This is a genomic window from Amphritea balenae, assembly GCF_003858655.1.
GTDB lineage: Bacteria > Pseudomonadota > Gammaproteobacteria > Pseudomonadales > Balneatricaceae > Amphritea > Amphritea balenae.
The window spans coordinates 760989-778545 of record NZ_RQXV01000001.1; the positions used below are offsets into that span (position 1 = coordinate 760989).

General features: G+C 47.6%; 16 protein-coding genes. 9 read left to right on the forward strand and 7 right to left on the reverse strand.

All coding sequences use genetic code 11. From position 1 onward, the window contains the following. Positions 1-166 precede the first annotated feature (166 nt). The 5 genes from EHS89_RS03415 (at position 167) to EHS89_RS03435 (ending at position 5918) form a co-directional block, all read left to right on the forward strand. Positions 167-3361 (forward strand): NAD-glutamate dehydrogenase domain-containing protein, encoded by a 3195-nt coding sequence (locus EHS89_RS03415; protein WP_124924689.1) that lies wholly within the window; start codon positions 167-169, stop codon positions 3359-3361. 87 nt (positions 3362-3448) lie between these two features. Continuing rightward, complete coding sequence (locus tag EHS89_RS03420; RefSeq protein ID WP_124924690.1) at positions 3449-3928, forward strand: universal stress protein; 480 nt, start codon at positions 3449-3451, stop codon at positions 3926-3928. Between the two features lie 48 nt (positions 3929-3976). Next, positions 3977-4540 carry a hypothetical protein gene (locus EHS89_RS03425; protein ID WP_124924691.1) on the forward strand — a complete coding sequence of 188 codons (564 nt, stop codon included), beginning with the start codon at positions 3977-3979 and terminating at the stop codon, positions 4538-4540. A gap of 31 nt (positions 4541-4571) precedes the next feature. Then, positions 4572-5249, forward strand: a complete 678-nt coding sequence (locus tag EHS89_RS03430; protein WP_124924692.1) for an SDR family oxidoreductase — start codon at positions 4572-4574, stop codon at positions 5247-5249. 66 nt (positions 5250-5315) lie between these two features. Continuing rightward, entirely contained in the window at positions 5316-5918 is a 603-nt protein-coding gene (locus EHS89_RS03435) for a YfbM family protein (RefSeq protein ID WP_124924693.1), read from the forward strand. 36 nt (positions 5919-5954) lie between these two features. Here the strand turns inward: EHS89_RS03435 and bfr (EHS89_RS03440) are convergent, their stop codons facing one another. Both bfr (EHS89_RS03440) and bfr (EHS89_RS03445) read right to left on the reverse strand, forming a co-directional pair. Next, positions 5955-6422, reverse strand: coding sequence for a bacterioferritin (bfr, locus tag EHS89_RS03440; RefSeq protein ID WP_124924694.1), 468 nt, complete (start codon positions 6420-6422; stop codon positions 5955-5957). Positions 6423-6432: 10 nt separating this feature from the next. After that, positions 6433-6897, reverse strand: coding sequence for a bacterioferritin (bfr, locus tag EHS89_RS03445; protein ID WP_124924695.1), 465 nt, complete (start codon positions 6895-6897; stop codon positions 6433-6435). Positions 6898-7144: 247 nt separating this feature from the next. Between bfr (EHS89_RS03445) and EHS89_RS03450 the strand changes: the two genes are divergently transcribed. After that, positions 7145-7342, forward strand: a complete 198-nt coding sequence (locus EHS89_RS03450; RefSeq protein ID WP_124924696.1) for a (2Fe-2S)-binding protein — start codon at positions 7145-7147, stop codon at positions 7340-7342. Between the two features lie 317 nt (positions 7343-7659). Further along, on the forward strand, positions 7660-8544 hold the full coding sequence (locus EHS89_RS03455) for a DMT family transporter (RefSeq protein ID WP_229753481.1): 885 nt from the start codon (positions 7660-7662) through the stop codon (positions 8542-8544). A gap of 32 nt (positions 8545-8576) precedes the next feature. Here EHS89_RS03455 and EHS89_RS03460 read toward each other — a convergent pair whose 3' ends face one another. The 4 genes from EHS89_RS03460 to EHS89_RS03475 all read right to left on the reverse strand — a co-directional run bounded on the left by EHS89_RS03460 (position 8577) and on the right by EHS89_RS03475 (position 12486). After that, on the reverse strand, positions 8577-8966 hold the full coding sequence (locus EHS89_RS03460; RefSeq protein WP_124924697.1) for a VOC family protein: 390 nt from the start codon (positions 8964-8966) through the stop codon (positions 8577-8579). A gap of 427 nt (positions 8967-9393) precedes the next feature. Then, positions 9394-10155, reverse strand: a complete 762-nt coding sequence (locus tag EHS89_RS03465) for an ABC transporter permease (protein ID WP_124924698.1) — start codon at positions 10153-10155, stop codon at positions 9394-9396. Continuing rightward, on the reverse strand, positions 10152-11084 hold the full coding sequence (locus tag EHS89_RS03470; RefSeq protein WP_124924699.1) for an ABC transporter ATP-binding protein: 933 nt from the start codon (positions 11082-11084) through the stop codon (positions 10152-10154). Before EHS89_RS03470 ends, EHS89_RS03465 begins: the two co-directional genes overlap by 4 nt. A gap of 826 nt (positions 11085-11910) precedes the next feature. Then, positions 11911-12486, reverse strand: a complete 576-nt coding sequence (locus tag EHS89_RS03475) for an adenine nucleotide alpha hydrolase family protein (protein WP_170167396.1) — start codon at positions 12484-12486, stop codon at positions 11911-11913. A gap of 353 nt (positions 12487-12839) precedes the next feature. On the opposite strand from EHS89_RS03475, the gene EHS89_RS03480 reads away from it, so the two are divergent. Then, on the forward strand, positions 12840-15692 hold the full coding sequence (locus EHS89_RS03480) for a cache domain-containing protein (RefSeq protein ID WP_229753480.1): 2853 nt from the start codon (positions 12840-12842) through the stop codon (positions 15690-15692). A gap of 52 nt (positions 15693-15744) precedes the next feature. Further along, complete coding sequence (locus EHS89_RS03485) at positions 15745-16452, forward strand: response regulator transcription factor (protein WP_124924701.1); 708 nt, start codon at positions 15745-15747, stop codon at positions 16450-16452. Between the two features lie 67 nt (positions 16453-16519). Here the strand turns inward: EHS89_RS03485 and EHS89_RS03490 are convergent, their stop codons facing one another. After that, positions 16520-17428, reverse strand: coding sequence for a hypothetical protein (locus EHS89_RS03490; RefSeq protein WP_124924702.1), 909 nt, complete (start codon positions 17426-17428; stop codon positions 16520-16522). Positions 17429-17557 lie beyond the last annotated feature (129 nt).

The following is a 17557-nucleotide window of genomic DNA, read 5'->3' on the forward strand; positions in this document are numbered from 1 at the left end:
TCTCACTAATTAACCCTGTCTCCTGCGCTTACACAAAGCAAGGAGGACGGCTGCCTGACAAAACGGCTAGCCCTGAGCATAACCGAATCTGGCACACACAGATTCAAACCAAAAACTGACAGAGATACATCCGGGTTTGATCACCCTTTAAGAGGTTAAACAGGTCATGAAAGCGCAACTTGATAAGAACAACAATAAGACCGGAACAGGCCCTTCACTCATCCACCGCTGCAGCTTTAGTGAAGCCTTTCCGTCACAACAGAGTATTGATTTTTCGGTTATGGGTAGCGGCAATCTGATCGCACTATCGGACCTGCTACCCATGATCGAAAACCTGGGTGTTGATGTACTGACGTCTGAAAGCCAGACAGAAGATAAGACATGGCAGGTCAGGCTGACGCTGCGACCACAAGCTCAGCAGCTACTACTCTCAGAACCGATGCAACGTCAGTTTTCTGAAACACTGTTAGCCATTGCCAGCAAAGCCGTCGACAACGATGGCTTTAATAAGCTGATTACCTTGTGCGGATTTGAGTTGCGTACCTGCGTTCTGTTCCGCTCAATTGCCCGCTACCTGTTACAGATCAACCTGCCTTTCAGCCTGACCTCAATGGAGTCCACCTTATGTCGGCATCCAAAGATTGCGACACAGATTGCTGAACTTTTTATCCGTAAGTTCAACCCTGAAAAGCGGGCCTCAGAACAGCAACTGAGTGATATTCGCACGACCCTGAACTGCCATATCGATGTGGTCGAATCTATCGATGATGATCGTATCCTCAACAGCTTCATTGAGGTGATCGAGGCGATGGTACGCAGTAACTTTTTCTGCGAGGAAATCTGGCACGACAGTTCACGCTGTCTGGCATTTAAGTTACTACCTGCAAAAATCGCCCTGATGCCAAAACCGGCACCGGCTTATGAAATTTTTGTCTTCAGTCCGGAAGTTGAAGGAGTACACCTGCGCGGAGGAAAAGTTGCCAGAGGAGGCCTGCGCTGGTCGGAGCGGATGGAGGATTACCGTACCGAAGTACTGGGACTTGTAAAAGCTCAGATGGTTAAAAATGCGGTTATCGTACCAACGGGAGCCAAAGGTGGTTTTGTCTGTAAAAACCTTGAAGAAAGCGCCATCCCTGAACATAGAATGCAACAGGTCCGTCAGGCCTACTCGGCTTATATTCGTGCGTTGCTTGATCTGACCGACAACCGTATTGATGGTTGTACCCAACCGCCAAAAGATGTCATCCGCTACGATAATGACGATGCTTATTTGGTGGTAGCTGCTGACAAAGGCACCGCCACCTTTTCTGATACCGCCAACGCTATCGCTTGTGAGCGAGGATTCTGGCTGGGCGATGCGTTCGCCTCCGGTGGATCCCAGGGTTATGACCATAAAAAAATGGGCATCACCGCCCGTGGTGCCTGGGAGTCAACCAAACGGCTGTTTAAAGAACTGGGGCACGATACCCAGACAACGCCTTTTACCGTAGCCGGAATCGGCGATATGTCGGGTGATGTATTCGGCAACGGTATGCTGCTGTCGAATCAGATCCGTCTGGTCGCAGCCTTCAATCACCGCCATATTTTTTTAGATCCCAACCCTACCCCTAAGCTTTCATTTAATGAGCGATTGCGGCTATTCAATCTGCCACGCTCATCCTGGAGTGATTACAACCCGGCACTCATATCACAAGGGGGCGGGGTGTTTTCACGCACAGCGAAGAAGATTCCGCTATCGACACCTATTCGACAACGTCTGGGCTTAGCTGAAGAGATAGAACAACTCAGCCCAGATGAACTGATTCGCGCCATCCTGCGAGCCGATACCGACCTGCTATGGAATGGCGGGATAGGCACCTATGTTCGTGCCAGCCATGAACGGGATCAGGATGTCGGCGACCGGGCTAGCGATGCCCTAAGGGTAACCGCGCTTGAGCTAGGTGCAAAAGTAGTGGTTGAAGGCGGTAATCTGGGCCTGACTCAATCCGCACGCATCGAATTTGCCCGTAAGGGTGGTCTGATTAATACCGATGCTGTGGACAACTCAGCCGGAGTCGACTGCTCCGATCACGAGGTCAATATCAAGATCCTGCTGAATCCAATGGTTGAGTCCGGCCGTATGGATGCCGCTGAACGCGATCAACTACTGGATCAGATGACCGATGACGTCTCTGCGCTGGTACTGCTTAACAACTACCGACAGAGCAAGATGCTCAGCCAGTCAAATCAGACCGCGCCTCTGTTTATCGCCAAACATGCGCAACTGATTCAATTACTGGAACGTGAGGGGCGGCTCGACCGACAGTTGGAGCAGTTGCCCGACGATGCCGAGATTGAACGACGTATCGCCAACAAGGAAGGCCTGACACGTCCTGAAATAGCGGTGCTGCTGGCCTATAGTAAAAGTCGCTTATTCGAAAAACTGATTGCCACCGATCTTATCGACGACGACCAGATCGCAGCCGAACTGCTTAGTTACTTCCCCTCCCTGCTACAACAACAGTATCGCAAAGAGATTGCAGCACATCCGCTGCGCAAGGAAATACTCGCCGCGCAACTGACCAATCAGGTCATGAATCGCATGGGTTCGACCTTCAGCATTTTATTGCTTGAAGAGGTCAGAACAAATTGTGGTCAATGGATCCGCTCTTACACCGTGGCACGCGAAGCGCTGGGCATTTCAGACATAGTAAAAGAGATCGATCAGTTAGGATTCCAGATCACTAACGAGCAACAGATGTCGCTGCAACTGAGGATTCACCATCCATTGGAAAAAGCGACTCACTGGCTATTAAAAAACGCAGACTGGTCGATGACAACAGCGGCGATTATTGCCCACTTCAAACAGGCTGTAGGTCATACCAGCAAACACCTGAGCCGGCTAAATCAACGCGAACGGGATAATAGTGACACTGTCACAACACCTCAGTGTGACACCCAAGCGAAAGTCGAAGTGCTCGAATTTCTCTACTACGGCTTTGATATCGCCAGAATTTCAGCAACGACAGGCTGTAATCTTAGCTTTGCCGCAGCGGCCTTTTTTACCCTTAACACTCAGCTGGAACTGTTCTGGCTACGGCGCGAGATCGACCAGTTACCGGCGATCGATAAGTGGCACCGTAAGGCCAGACAAGCACTGATTCAGAACCTGGATACCAGTATTCAGGAAAAAATTATTCAGTTGATAAACAGCAGTACCGAATTAAACAACCTGACCGACTTTAATGCCGCTATCTCAGAATCAGCTGGCCTTAGACAACTGACAGATCTGATTCGCGACATTAAATCAGAACCCCGCATAAACATGGCGATGATGACGGTTATGGTTAATCAGATTCGCGAATCATTAAACGATCATTAAGCGACCACTAACATCCGAGAACCTTCGTATTAACCGATAACTGTTCGCTGATAAACACTCTTCTTATCAGCGAGTAAGGAGCACACTATGTCTCTACCTGAAATTAAAACGATCCTTTATACCACTTCCCTGGGTAAGCATACGCGCCCGGTTTTTCGGCAAGCGGTGAAGATGGCCAGCCTTTATAAAGCCAGAATTATTATGCTGCATGTGGTGGAGCCTATTGGTGAAACTGGCCAGGTATTAATACAGAAATATCTGCCTAAAGAGTTGATAAAAACAGTTCATGACGAGGGCTTGAAGACAGTTAAACTGAATATGAAAGAACGGGTGCGAAAATTCTATCAGGACGAAATCGAGAAACTTGAAGAGATCCCCGACATAGAGATCGATCAGATCGTAGGCGAAGGAAATCGCTCCGATGTTATTGTCGAACTGGCTAATAAGGTGGATGCCGACCTGATACTGATCGGTTCACATAACAGTTTTGGCCGCAGCAGTCGCACCACCCGGCAGGTAATTAAATATGCAACACAACCGGTAATGGTAATCCCGACCCGAAACTAACAGCCATCGATTGTTGAGTCTTAATATAAATACAACTGAAGAAGTATTATGAATAAGCGATATCAGAACCTGATCAGCCAATATATAAAAGCCAAAGATAACAGTAAGCCTCACCTTATGGCTAAAGTGTTCGCTGAGCAGGCAGTGCTTAAAATGAATGTGCAGACCGACAACATAGCGTTTCCGGCTGAAGTACTAGGTGTGGATAAGATAACCCATACACTGGTTCAGGATTTCAACAACAGCTACGATAATATCTACACCCTATGTATCACGGATTCGGTTGATCAATATCAGCACCATAATCACCTCAGCTGCCGCTGGCTGGTTTGCATGACAGAGAAATCAAGCGGATCATTACGATTGGGTTATGGTGATTACCATTGGTGTTTCGAAGAGAAATCTTCAGGCCTGATCAGTCAATTAACGATCACTATCGATGATATGCAGATTTTACCTGAAGGTATGGAATCTGAAATATTAAGCTGGTTTGATACCCTGCCTTATCCATGGGCGCTCTCATCTGAGCTCAAAACAACGATGCCGGATATCGAACTCTTGTACAAAACGCTGCAGCCACTTTTTCGGGAAGATACCAGCCTGAGTGCATAGAAATAAAACCACATTAAAGGAACCGGAGCAGATGCCAACTATATTAATTACCGGTGCTAACCGGGGTATCGGGCTTGCCCTGGCGCGATCATACGTTAAAGACGGATGGCGTGTCTTAGCAACCAGTCGCAAGCCCGATGAATCTCTGATTCAAGGCGCTGAATCCCTGCCGCTTGATCTGACCGATCCGGACTCAATTAAAGCGTTACAACAATCACTTGCGGGCATGCCTATTGATATTGTCTGGAATAATGCGGGTGTCTATCTGGATAAGAATCAGCCCCTTGATCAGGTCGATAACCAGGACTGGCTACGGTCATTTGAAATCAACTGTATCGCCCCTATCCGTATCGCAGAAGCGCTGATGGAAAACGTACGTATCTCCGAGCGAAAAGTATTCGCTTTTACCACCAGTAAGATGGCATCACTGGCGGGTAACGGTATAGGGGCGTACGCCTATCGTTCTTCTAAAACGGCTCTCAATATGGCAGTACGCTGTTTTGCTCAGGATCATAAAGCACAAGGGATCAACTGCTTGTTACTGCACCCCGGTCATGTAAGAACCGACATGGGAGGACCGGAAGGCGAAATTGATCTGCCAACCAGTATTACCGGTATGCGAAACCTGGTCGACAGAATCAATCCCGATTACACGGCAGATATGGACAGTGGTTACTTTGATTACGACGGTAGCAATATTCCCTGGTAATACTGCTGCTATAGTTGAGCTTAAGGCATAATTATCAGCTGCTGAATATGAAAAAAGGGACAGAGAATGGGAATGTGTTTGGCACTGCACAGCGTTTCCGACTGGAACATTGAAAAGATACTGGGCCAGCCGGAATTGATTTGGCGACTGATTGCCTCTGAAGACCCGGATACCTATATCAGCGCTATGAAAGAACGCAATAAACCAGGCTTTCTGGCCCGATTATTTGGCAAGTCATCTTCACCTCAAATCGAGGTCATCGATCTGAATTTTATAGAAGGTGAGAATATAGATGATGATCTGGATAAGTCCTGGCATGGCATCCATTATTGTCTGAATAAAACCGAGTATGAAGCCCCCAAACCGATGGACTTTATTACCCTTGGCGGGGAAGAAGCGGGAAATATTGAAGTAGGCTACGGCCCTGCCCGGTTATTCAATAGCGAAACGGTAACAGAGATCGATAGTCTCATCAGAGCTATTAGTACAGATCAGCTAAGAGCTAATTACCTGCCAACTGAGATGAGTAAGCTGGATATCTACCCCAATATCTGGGAACGGGATGACGAAGAAGGTTTTGAATATATTGCCGAATACTTTGAATGCCTGAAACGCTTTGTCGCTCAGTGTGCAAAACATAAATTAGGCATGGCGATTTATCTCTGCTAAAAACAATTAACAAAGCGTTTCTTTAGAGCCTGCGTTTTACATCTGTGACTGAAGATAGTTCTGCAAGCCAACCTTCTTAATCAGCCCCAGTTGCTGCTCCAACCAGTAGGCATGATCTTCTTCGGTGTCTTTCAGTTGTGCTTCAAGCAATTCCCGAGAATGGTAATCCTGCTCCTCTTCACACAGCTTAATACCATCTTTCAGCGCCCTGTCGACGGAATATTCCAGCTGCAGATCATGTTCAAGCATTTCCGGTACTGTTGTGCCGATCTTCAGACCATCCCGCTTACTCAGGTCCGGCGTACCTTCGAGAAATAATATGCGTTCGATCAGCATCGCTGCATGACCCTTCTCATCATCAAATTCATGATCGATTCGCTCGAATAGCTTTTCCAGCCCCCAGTCCTGATACATTCTTGAATGAACAAAGTACTGATCCATGGCGGTAAGCTCACCCACTAATAGCTGATTCAGCAAACCAATAACTTTAGCATTACCTTTCATAGCGCTCTCCTCACATCTGTGACTGAAGGTAGTTCTCAATACCGGTATTGGTGATCAGGTACTGTTGGGTTTCTATCCAATCAACATAGTCCTCTTCATATTTAAGAATAGCCTCCAGTAATTCTCTGCTGACATAATCCTGAGCAGTTTCACAGAAAGCGATCGCCTCTTTTAACAGGCTCAGCTGCTCCAGTTGCATCTCCATATCACACTGCATCATCTCTTCGGCGTGTTCACCAATTCGCAAGCGGCCGAGGTTCTGCAAATTAGGCAGGCCTTCCAGAAACAGTATTCGCTCAATCAGCTCATCCGCCTGTTTCATATCTTTAATGGATTTCTTATAAGCAGATTCATTCAGTGCTTCCAATCCCCAGTTGCGAAACATCCGCGCATGGAGAAAGTACTGATTAATTGAGGTTAGTTCGACTGTCAGAACCTGATTGAGATAACTAAGTACTTTCTTATCCTCTTTCACAGGGGCTCTCCTGGCGTATAAAAGCCATATATAGACGTGAGCTTAAAGCCTAGTTTAGGAAAACTAATAATTTAAAAATCTAACTAGAAAATATTTCATATAAGCAGACAGCAGCGAAATTAGCTTAACTATCTGTTTTTATTAGTTTTTGTGATTTTTAATGGAATTAACACTGGGTTGAAGCAAATCTAAATGAGAGGTATTATCACTTGCATTAAAAAATTCCAAGTCACGGGTAACACTGATTATGTACATCTGCATCTGTAGCAACATTACTGACAGCGAGATAAAACAAGCGGTAGAAAATGGCGCCCGCGATGTGCGTGACCTTAACCGTGAGCTCTGTGTTGGCGGTACCTGTGGCAAATGTACCCGGGCTGCCCGCCAGGTTATTCACAGTCATCTGAACCAAGAAAACACAAGCTGCGCTGCAGCTAACGGGTAATCCCATGACCCTGACTGAGATCCTCCTCACCGCCGCTGGATTCAGCCTCTGGCTCGTGATCTGCGTGGTATTCTTCTATCGATCTGCAGTAAAAAAATTCAATAAGAAAACATAGCTCGCAAAGTGAGAGTCGCTAGAACGTCATTACATGACTTGTCCGTGGTCCGACGTGACTGCGTCACTTGTCCGAAAAAGATTTTAGAGCAGACCCTGTACCGCTTTCCATGGTGGGCTTAAAAACCAATCAACGGGGTTTAACACTGTTCGTCTGATTGCTATCTTGTAGCTGATTCCATTATTAATAAGGTTACGAATCAGTGCTTAAGCAAGCTAGTCCGGTTATTAACAGTCCGGTCATTCACGCAGCGCTATGGATGACAGGCGCCTTATTATCTTTTACCGGTATGGCGATCGCCGGACGTGAACTCTCTGCAGAACTCAATACCTTCCAGATTCTGTTCTTTCGCAGTGTCATCAGCTTATTCATTATCAGCTGTATATTACAGCACAGCGGCTGGGCTCAGATTCGCACAACTAAGTTTTCTGATCACATGATCAGGAACATCTCCCACTTTGGCGGACAGTTTGGCTGGTTCTATGGGCTGGCATTTATACCGCTGAGTCAGGTGTTTGCAATCGAATTTACACTACCGATCTGGACCTTGTGTTTTGCCGCGCTGCTGCTTAATGAAAAAATAACCCCGCCCCGGTTAATAGCGATAGCACTAGGATTCACCGGTATGCTGGTCATTCTACAACCCGGTTTTAATGCAGTAGAACCGGCCGCGTTCGCGGTGCTGGCGGGTGCTGTCTGCTACGCGTTTGCCTATATCAAAACCAAGCAGCTGGCCCATATTGATACTCCTCTGTGTATTCTGTTCTATATGACAGTTATCCAGCTACCCATCGGCTTAATCCCAGCCCTGATCGACTGGAAACTTCCGTCCATTACCATGCTGCCCTGGGTTCTGTTAGTCGGTGTCACCGCATTAAGCGCCCACTACTGCATCACCCGCGCAATGCAACAGGCAGACGCCTCAATCGTCGTACCGATGGATTTTTTAAGGCTGCCCCTGATAACAGTCATCGGCTTTCTGCTATACGGTGAATCAATAGAGTGGGCTGTCTTGTTTGGCGCCCTGATCATGCTGAGTGGAAACTATATCAATGTACGGGCGGAGCAGAGAAAGACTTTAAAATAGCAGCAGCAAAGCAGCGTTCTAACCACTGCTTTTTAGTCTTTTGCCTCATAGGTGATAATGGAAACCACTGCTCCCGTAGTATCCATCATTGTGCACATTCGCCCTACCCCCGGAACATCCATAAGCGGAAACACTATTTTGCCACCAGCGGCTTCTGCCTTAGACAGAGTTTCATCAACATTGTCCACAGTAATATAAGTGCCCCAACGGTTGGGTTCCTGCTCAGTACCGGGTGGTTTGCCGGTGATACCACCAACCGGTTCTCCCCCGGCTTTTAGCACATTGTACGTCATCTCACCCATGTCCATTTCTTCAATGTCCCAGCCAATAACGTTTTCATAATAGGTCTTGGCGGCTTCAACATCGTCGGTTATCAATTCAGACCAGCTGAAAGCGCCATGTTGCTTAAATACGTCGTTCATTGCTTTCTCCAATTTGATTTCATATTGAACAGTGTAGATGAGTCTGAAAAATAACCTTTGCTCACCAGACTTACTTTTCAACTGCGCAGTTTTCGACGTTCCTTTTGGGCTTATCCATAGAGAACAAGCTGGATCTTGTTTGGGTCAATTACTGACATGAAGATAGGATGGTTAATAACTGAGGGCTGAGCGATTTCGTTCAGTCTGCGGCTAATAGCTAGTCCCATCAGCAACAAAGGAAAGGCCGTAATAACCTTACGAAGCTGAAACTACAGTCACCCGATTAAACAAATTAAGAAGGCCCTGCTAACAACTAGCAAGTGAGGCAGTCACGTCTGGCAAGCCGAACTAGTTCGGCGGTTCTAGCTAGCAAAGCGAAGCTTTGCAGTCTGCACTTAATAAAAAGGCGCCACTTGGCGCCTTTTTATTAAGTACGAATTCGGTATCCGGTTCGGAAGATCCACCAGATCGCTGCCATACAGGTTAGCAGGAACACCATAGTCATCCCCAGACTGACTGCGATATTTACATCAGCCACGCCATAGAATGCCCACCGGAAACCGCTAATAAGATAGACCACCGGATTAAACAAGGTCAGGGTCTGCCAGGGCTCGGGTAACATGCTGATGGAATAGAATGCACCGCCGAGGAAGGTTAACGGGGTAATTACCATCAGAGGAATAACCTGCAGCTTCTGAAAGTCATCGGCCCAAATACCGATAATAAAGCCGAACAGACTGAAAGTGATGGAGGTAAGTATCAGAAAGGCCATCATCCAGACCGGGTGCTCGATACTGTAATCGACAAAGACCCGGGCCGTGATTAGTATCAGAATACCCAGCACCACCGATTTAGTGGCCGCAGCACCGACATAGCCCAAGACGATTTCCAGCGGCGATACCGGCGCCGATAGAACCTCATAGATAGTGCCGGAAAACTTAGGAAAGAAGATACCGAATGAGGCGTTGGAAATACTCTGGCTTAACAAAGCCAGCATCACCAGGCCGGGGATAATAAAGGCGCCATAGCCTACACCATCGATGGTCCCCATACGGGAGCCAATAGCAGTACCAAACACTATAAAGTACAGCGACGTCGATAGCACCGGCGAGACGATACTCTGCATCAGAGTACGCATGGTGCGTGCCATCTCAAAATAATAGATCGCCCGGATTCCATAAATATTCATTTTGCTGTTTCCTCATGTACCAGGCTAACGAAGATCTCTTCCAGTGAGCTCTCACTGGAATTCAGGTCTCTGATCCCTATCCCCTGCTCACTCAGAATGCGGAATAAACGCGCCACGCTATCGCCATTCTGACGGCTGTCATAGCTGTATCTCAGGAAGCTACCTTCCAGTTCTGACTGCAGGTTAAACTCAGCCAGCGCGGCTGGAATTTCGGTTAGCGGAGAGGTCAGGTGCAGATTAAGCTGCTTACTGCCCAACTTATCCATCAAAGCCTGTTTCTCTTCCACCAGCAAAATTTCCCCCTGACGGATCACCCCGATACGATCGGCCATCTCTTCTGCTTCTTCGATATAGTGGGTGGTAAGGATGATGGTCACTCCATGTTCTCTCAGACCACGTACCATTTCCCACATATCCCGGCGCAGTTCAACATCAACGCCGGCTGTAGGCTCATCCAGAAACAGAATCTCAGGCTCATGAGAAAGTGCTTTAGCGATCATTACCCGACGCTTCATACCGCCGGACAGCTCGCGCATCTGGGCATTTTTCTTATCCCATAGTGAAAGTTGGCGTAGTAGTTGTTCGATATATTCTGGGTTGGGTGCTTTGCCAAACAGGCCCCGGCTGAAGTTCACTGTCGCCCAGACGCTTTCAAACGCATCGGTGCTCAACTCCTGCGGCACCAGACCTATCTTGCTACGTGCTAAGCGGTAGTCTTTAACGATATCAAATCCATGCGCAGTCACCTGGCCCGACGTCGGACTACTGATACCGCAAATAATACTGATAAGGGTGGTTTTACCTGCGCCGTTTGGGCCTAACAGCGCAAAGATTTCACCCTTTTGGATATCAAGATTTACATCCCGTAATGCAGTAAAACCGGACTTATAAGTTTTACCCAGCCCGCTGACTTTTATGATGTGTGACATATAGTTCTCTATTCAGAACAGCCCATATAAACAGAGCGATAAGAGAAGATTAAGCCGGGAAAATATCGGTCTGACAAGCGGGGATGTTCAAACTGAGGATAAAGATTGAAACTGACCGTCCTGAAATACCTCTATCTACCCCCTTGAAGGGAGTACCCTTTCTAAGGCTGTACCGCAAAGGCTTACACCACAGAGAGCACAGAGACCACGGAGAAGAGCACAAGAGAATACTGCGCCAACGACTTTTATCTTTACCTCCGTGTTCTCAGTGTCCTTGGCATGCCCCTTGGGTACCGTGGTTAATCACTCTTATCTTTTAGACTTTTCGGACAGCTGCTTCGCAGTGATCGGACAAGCGAAGCGTTCGGACTTCGACTCTTATGATCTTATCTTTACCCTTGTGGTAAATAATCTTTCAAGCTTTCACCACATAGGACACAAAGAGCACGGAGAAATGCATAAGGATTTCCAAAAAGCATATATCTACACCTCAGTGTGCTCTGTGCCCTCTGTGGTCAATAATCTTTTCAAAGCTTGCACCACAGAGGACACAAAGAAGTGCATAAGAAGCTCCAAAGCTTTTATCTACATCTCAGTGTGAATAGCATGCCCTTTGAATACTGAGGTAAATATTTTTTCAACTTTCGTAGGCAAAAAAAAGGCCCCGTTCAGGGCCATAAACATCTGATGTTCACAAGCTAAGATATCACCAGATGGTCCACGCCAGTCGACCTGGCAAAGTGTAATCAGCAATTACAGATTCCAGCGACTGGCTAGCAGGGAAAAACTGCTATCAGTTCACGACGGTTAAACCTCGTATATTCTTTTAGCCAAAACAGGCAGTCTTTTGTAACACCACCGGCTCTGATTGCGGGTCTAAACCGGTAATCACAGGTCGGGTACTACTGCCACCTGGCAGTGCCATTAACGGCATTTCAACGGTTTGCATACCGCTACCTATTTCTCTTATAACTAACACCCGATAAAGCTGACTCTCGCTGCTAACCGCTTGCGATGATCTGAAATCCAGCAGCTCTGCCAGCATTTTCCCCAGCAGACATTGTTGACCGTTACTACGTCGACCGATAAGAATCAGATCCGGGCTTTCATTGCGAATAACCTCAACCAGGGTTTCTGCCAGTTCCATATTGCTGGGGATAAGGTCACAGGGTGTATGTCTGCTCCGGTCCACGCCCAGGCGGAACAAACGATTAAGATCATCACTACAAAGTGGCTGACCTATCGCAACGACAATGACTTCATTAACCGAGCCAGAATGTTTCTGCTGTAGCGCTTCGTTAACAACTTCAAGGTCCTGCTCGCTGACTCTGCGAAAGACCGAATCGGTCAGGTCAGCAACTGTTTCACAACTGTCTGGTGCCAGTACTACGACTGTTTTCATCTTTGTGCTCCCGGGCTGACCGTCAATCAGGAGATGGAGACTCATAGAATAAATGAGACTGCGATACAGATAGCCATAGAGCTACAGGTATCGTGACTGCCATCAGATCGATCTTGCCAACCAGTATTTTTATTTTTCTGGGATTAAAAGGAAGGTACTAACAAGCTCCTTCTTTAGTGCATACAGTAAAGAACACAACCATTGCCGTAGTTTGTCCGAATCCTTACGAAATGTAACAAAGCCTTAAGATGCCTCGTATTTCCTATAGAATGATAAGAAGACAGAGACCAGTCAGAGTCCTTTTTTATTCACAGTAGAACTATTTAACAGTCACTCTATTTAACGGTAAAAGTATGCTGTTCAGATCTAAACTGATGCAACGTTTGTTTTTTGCCCTGCTGATCATCCTGTCGATGATCTTTACAGCGCTTTACTTCTATTCGGTACCAGTGATCAAAAAGAAGGTCTTTGATATCGAGCTGACGTCCAGCCGGATCGTACTGGACAGTGTTTTCTCTCTGGCGAATAAGATGTATTTCGATACCGAAAAACTCCGTTCTCAGGCGCTAAACTCTCATAAACAACAACTACAGGCCGTGGTTGAACTGGCTGAATCCTACCTGGACACTGAATACGAAAAAGCTCGCAATCAGGGTAAAACTGAACAACAGGCCCGACAGCAAGCCTTCGATACAATCAGAAAATTAAAATACGGTAGCAATGATTATATCTGGATATCCGATTACAACTCGGTCATTCTTTCGCACCCTGATCCCCGCTACCACGGTCAGGATGTATCTGAACGGCTAAGCAACGACGGTGAAGCCGCCATTCCAACCATGGTTAAGATCGCTCTGGATCAAGGCCAGGGGTTCCATCAATATCAGTGGTTCCGACTGGATGCCGAACGCCAGCAGGACAAAGTCTCGTTTGTAAAAAATTATCCACAATGGGGCATCGTTATCGGATCAGGTGTTTATCTTGATGACCTGGAAGGTGATATTGCCAGAATACGTAAAGAAGCCATCCAAGAGCTCCGCGAAGGCCTGAAAGAGATCAGAATAGCCTCCTCCGGCTATCTGTTTATCTTTGATGCCGATACCAATATGCTGGTCCACCCAAACCCTAATATCGATGGTAAGAACTTTCTCGATCTGATCAGTCCATCCACTGGCAATCCAATTGCCAAAGACCTGATTCAGGTTGCCGATACCGGCACTGAATTGAGCTATAAGTGGGACCGACCCGATGACCCAGGCAACTATATTTACGACAAACTGTCACTGGTCCGCTATCTCCCCGGCTTTGATTGGTATATAGGCTCTTCTGTTTATGTCGATGAACTGCGTAGCAGCTCTGAGCTGCTTGCCGAGCGGATACTCACGATTGCCATTATCGCTCTGGTTATCGCACTGATACTGCTCTTATTATTCAGTCAGTGGGTAACCCGCCCCATAAAGCAACTGGCCGAAACCGCCGTCAAAGTCACTGAAGGTGACCTTAGTGCCAAAAGTGGCATTCGCAGTGATGACGAAATGGGATTGTTAGCCCGCACTTTCGACGATATGGTCGACCGCCTACGGGATAATATTAACAACCTGGACTCCAAAGTTGAGCACCGAACCCAGGTGTTAGCCGAAAAAAACCTGGAGCTTCAAGATGCCTCCCGAAAGATGGCCAATGCCAAGCAAGCACTGGCACTTTCTGAACAACGTCAACGGCTGATCCTGGATGCCCTGCCTGCGCAGATCGTCTTTACCGACAGCGATATGAATATACTGTTCGTCAATCAGCGTTTTGCCGACCGGGTGCAGCGCGACAAAACCGCTGTCATTAACCGGCCTTTGCATAAAATGATAAGCCCTAAGATCTTCAGCGCAATCAGTAAACAACTGGATGAAGCGCAACCCGGTGAGCCCTCGATCGTTGAATATAAGGATATTCGAGACAACAAGGAGCTGATATTTAAGCGCACCCTTATCCCCTTCTGTAACGCTGATAACAGCGTCAACGGTATCCTGATTCTTGCCATCGATATTACCGCTGAGAAAGATGCGCTGCGCCATCTTAACGAGGCCCAGCGGATGAATGCTGTCGGACAGATGGCCGGAGGACTGGCCCACGACTTCAATAACCTGCTAACCATTATTCTTGGCAACCTTTACTCCGCCGGCGATCACTACCGCCATGACGACGAACTGACACGCTACCTGGATCCAGCCATACGGGCGACCCGACGCGGTGCAGATATCACCAGCCGGTTACTATCATTTTCACGTCGACAGCCGCTATCCCCCTGCCTGATCGATCTTGAAACCCTGATGAATGAAACCCTTCAGTTACTCAGTAATTCGCTGCCAGACAAGATCAAAATCGACTTTATCAATTCAACAGACGCGCTATCACCTTTTGCCGATCCGGGGCGTCTCGAAGATGCCCTGGTCAACCTGGCATTCAATGCCCGTGATGCGATGCCCGACGGCGGCGAACTCAGGTTCAGTGCCTGCAATCTCGAAGTCGACTCACTTCTGGTTATGGACGAGCAGGTCAACCCTGGCAACTACATCCAGATCAGTATCAGTGATACCGGATGCGGCTTTTCTACGCTGGCGCAAGAGCAGGCATTTGAACCCTTCTTTACCACTAAAACAGGGGGCGCGGGATCAGGGCTGGGGTTAAGTATGGTGTATGGTTTTGTTAAACAATCAAAAGGCTATATCAGTATTGAGAACGAGCTCAGCCAAGGCGCAACGATTAGACTGTTACTGCCTGCCAGGAGCGAAGCAGCGGTCATCCCTGAGCTTGTTGAAGCCGAGACAGATCATCCTCAGCAAGCCTCAGGCAAACTGGTTCTCCTGGTTGAAGATGATCATGATGTCCGGGCCATTATCCGCCAGCAACTGATCGATATGGAGTTTGATGTTATCGATACACACAGTGCCGATGAAGCGGTACGGCTGATACCCCTGCTACCGGAACTCTACGCGCTTGTATCCGATATCATGCTACCTGGCGAGCTTAACGGTATACAGCTGGCAGACTGGCTGAAACCACAAGACAGTCAGTGTCGCATCGTTCTCATTAGCGGATACTCCTATCAACAAAGTGAAGGTACGCCAATCGATCCGGCTTATACCTTGTTGAATAAACCTTTTGCTGCGGCTGAGTTAAAGCAGGCAATTTCCAGAGCCACCAGGGTATTATAAATGTAACAGCTACGGTACTGTAGGCGTACGGTATTAGTGAAAGGAGACACTGTTGAGAAGTAATAAAACCATCTACGTTATCGATGACGAAGTTGATATTTGCCAGTTGGTTAGCCAGGAACTGGAGCTGTTTGGCTATACGGTGCAAACCTTCACCACCGGTGCTCAGGCTGTACATGCCTTGCGTAACCGACCACCAGCGCTTTGTATTATCGATCTGGGTCTGCCAGATATGGATGGTATGGAGCTGGTTAAACAGCTTTGTGAAGAGCATAACGTCGGCGTGATGATTCTATCAGGACGTAACAGCGTGCCCGACAAAGTATTAGGCTTAGAGCTGGGCGCTGACGATTATATCGTCAAACCTTTTATCCCCCGTGAACTGGTCGCCCGGGTAAAAAGCCTGCTACGACGATTAGAAAAAGCCGGCCCCGCACCACAGGACAGTTCCAGTAAGGCCTTTTTCTCCGACCTTAGCTATGACCCGGCAACCCTGACGCTAACCACCGCAACAGGTGACGCTGAAGAGCTCAGCTCCGCCGAGCACGAGCTATTGATAAAGCTACTGCGAGCTCCCAAAACGATCCTCTCGCGGGATCAGTTACTCGGTGATCAGGCATCCCCTTTTGATCGTAGTATCGATGTACGCATGTCCCGGGTTCGAAAGAAAATCGAGCAGGACCCGAAGAATCCGGAGATCATCAAAACTATCTATGGTGTGGGCTATATCCTGACTACCGATGTCAGCTGGAATAGCTGATCGGGCCTGACAATTCCGTTGAACGTTGTTCCACTACAGGGCTATATCAGTAGCCCTGAGGAATTTATCAGCCGCCTTTTACCATCTCTTTATCACGATCCCATCGTAGGGCCCGAACAGCACGGGCGGCTTTATCATCCAGCGGAATACTCTTGAGTCGGTTAATATTCTCTTCGGTAAAAAATACCCGGGCGTCAGCAATCAGTTTTTCTGCCGCGCCTAAGTTGTGATCGACCTGCTCAGTCCAGTCAATGGGCACACTGATAGCCTGCTGCGAACCGGCTTGCTTTGCCTTAGACTCCAGAGCCTGCAAAGGCTTAAGCACCTGCTCAATTAACAGCTGCCGAATGTCCCCGGTAAAAATATCCAGCCCTTCCAGTTGCTCTACATCCTCTAGCTGTTGGTCGCTGGCATTGTTCTCTATCAGGCTTTCTAATATTGAGCTTTCCTCTTTCTCTGCCTGTAATTCCTTTAATGCGCTAAGCAGATCCGGTGGGCTGGCTTTTTGAAAGTTATTCAGGGATTGGTATAGCCAGTTGGCCCCCCGGGGCATCTCCTTAAGCTCTTTTACCCGCTCTTTGATTCTGCCACTTAAATTTACAAAGTCATCCAGGCTCATTTGACGGGTCAGGGTTTGGGCCGCAGGTGAACGGCTTCTGGTCGAAGCCGTTGTGGTGGAACGGGCCCGGGTCGCCTTTGGTGGCTTTAATGCGGCAGGATCCATATACCGTTTTGCACAACTGTCACAAATACTGCATTCGCCACCTTTAGTTGTGCGAACCAGGTAGCCTTTTTTATGGTTCTGGTAACAATTACTGACGCAGCAACAGGCAATTTTCCGAGGGAATGAATAGGCGGCCAGTACATAACTGATCAGCGACTTTCTCGGCAATAGTGTATCTACGTAATTGGGACGATTAACGATATCTTCCAGTGATTTAATGCTGATGTTCTCTTTTGTATAAAAGTTAGCCATCGTACTTAGTCCCGCACTGCTTTGATCAAAAAGACTATGTTAGCAACGTGCAGTCAGTCTTGGAAACACTAACCGGCCTAAATCTGACTAAGGGACCTGCAAGCAAGCTACACTCAAGCTCTGCAGGCC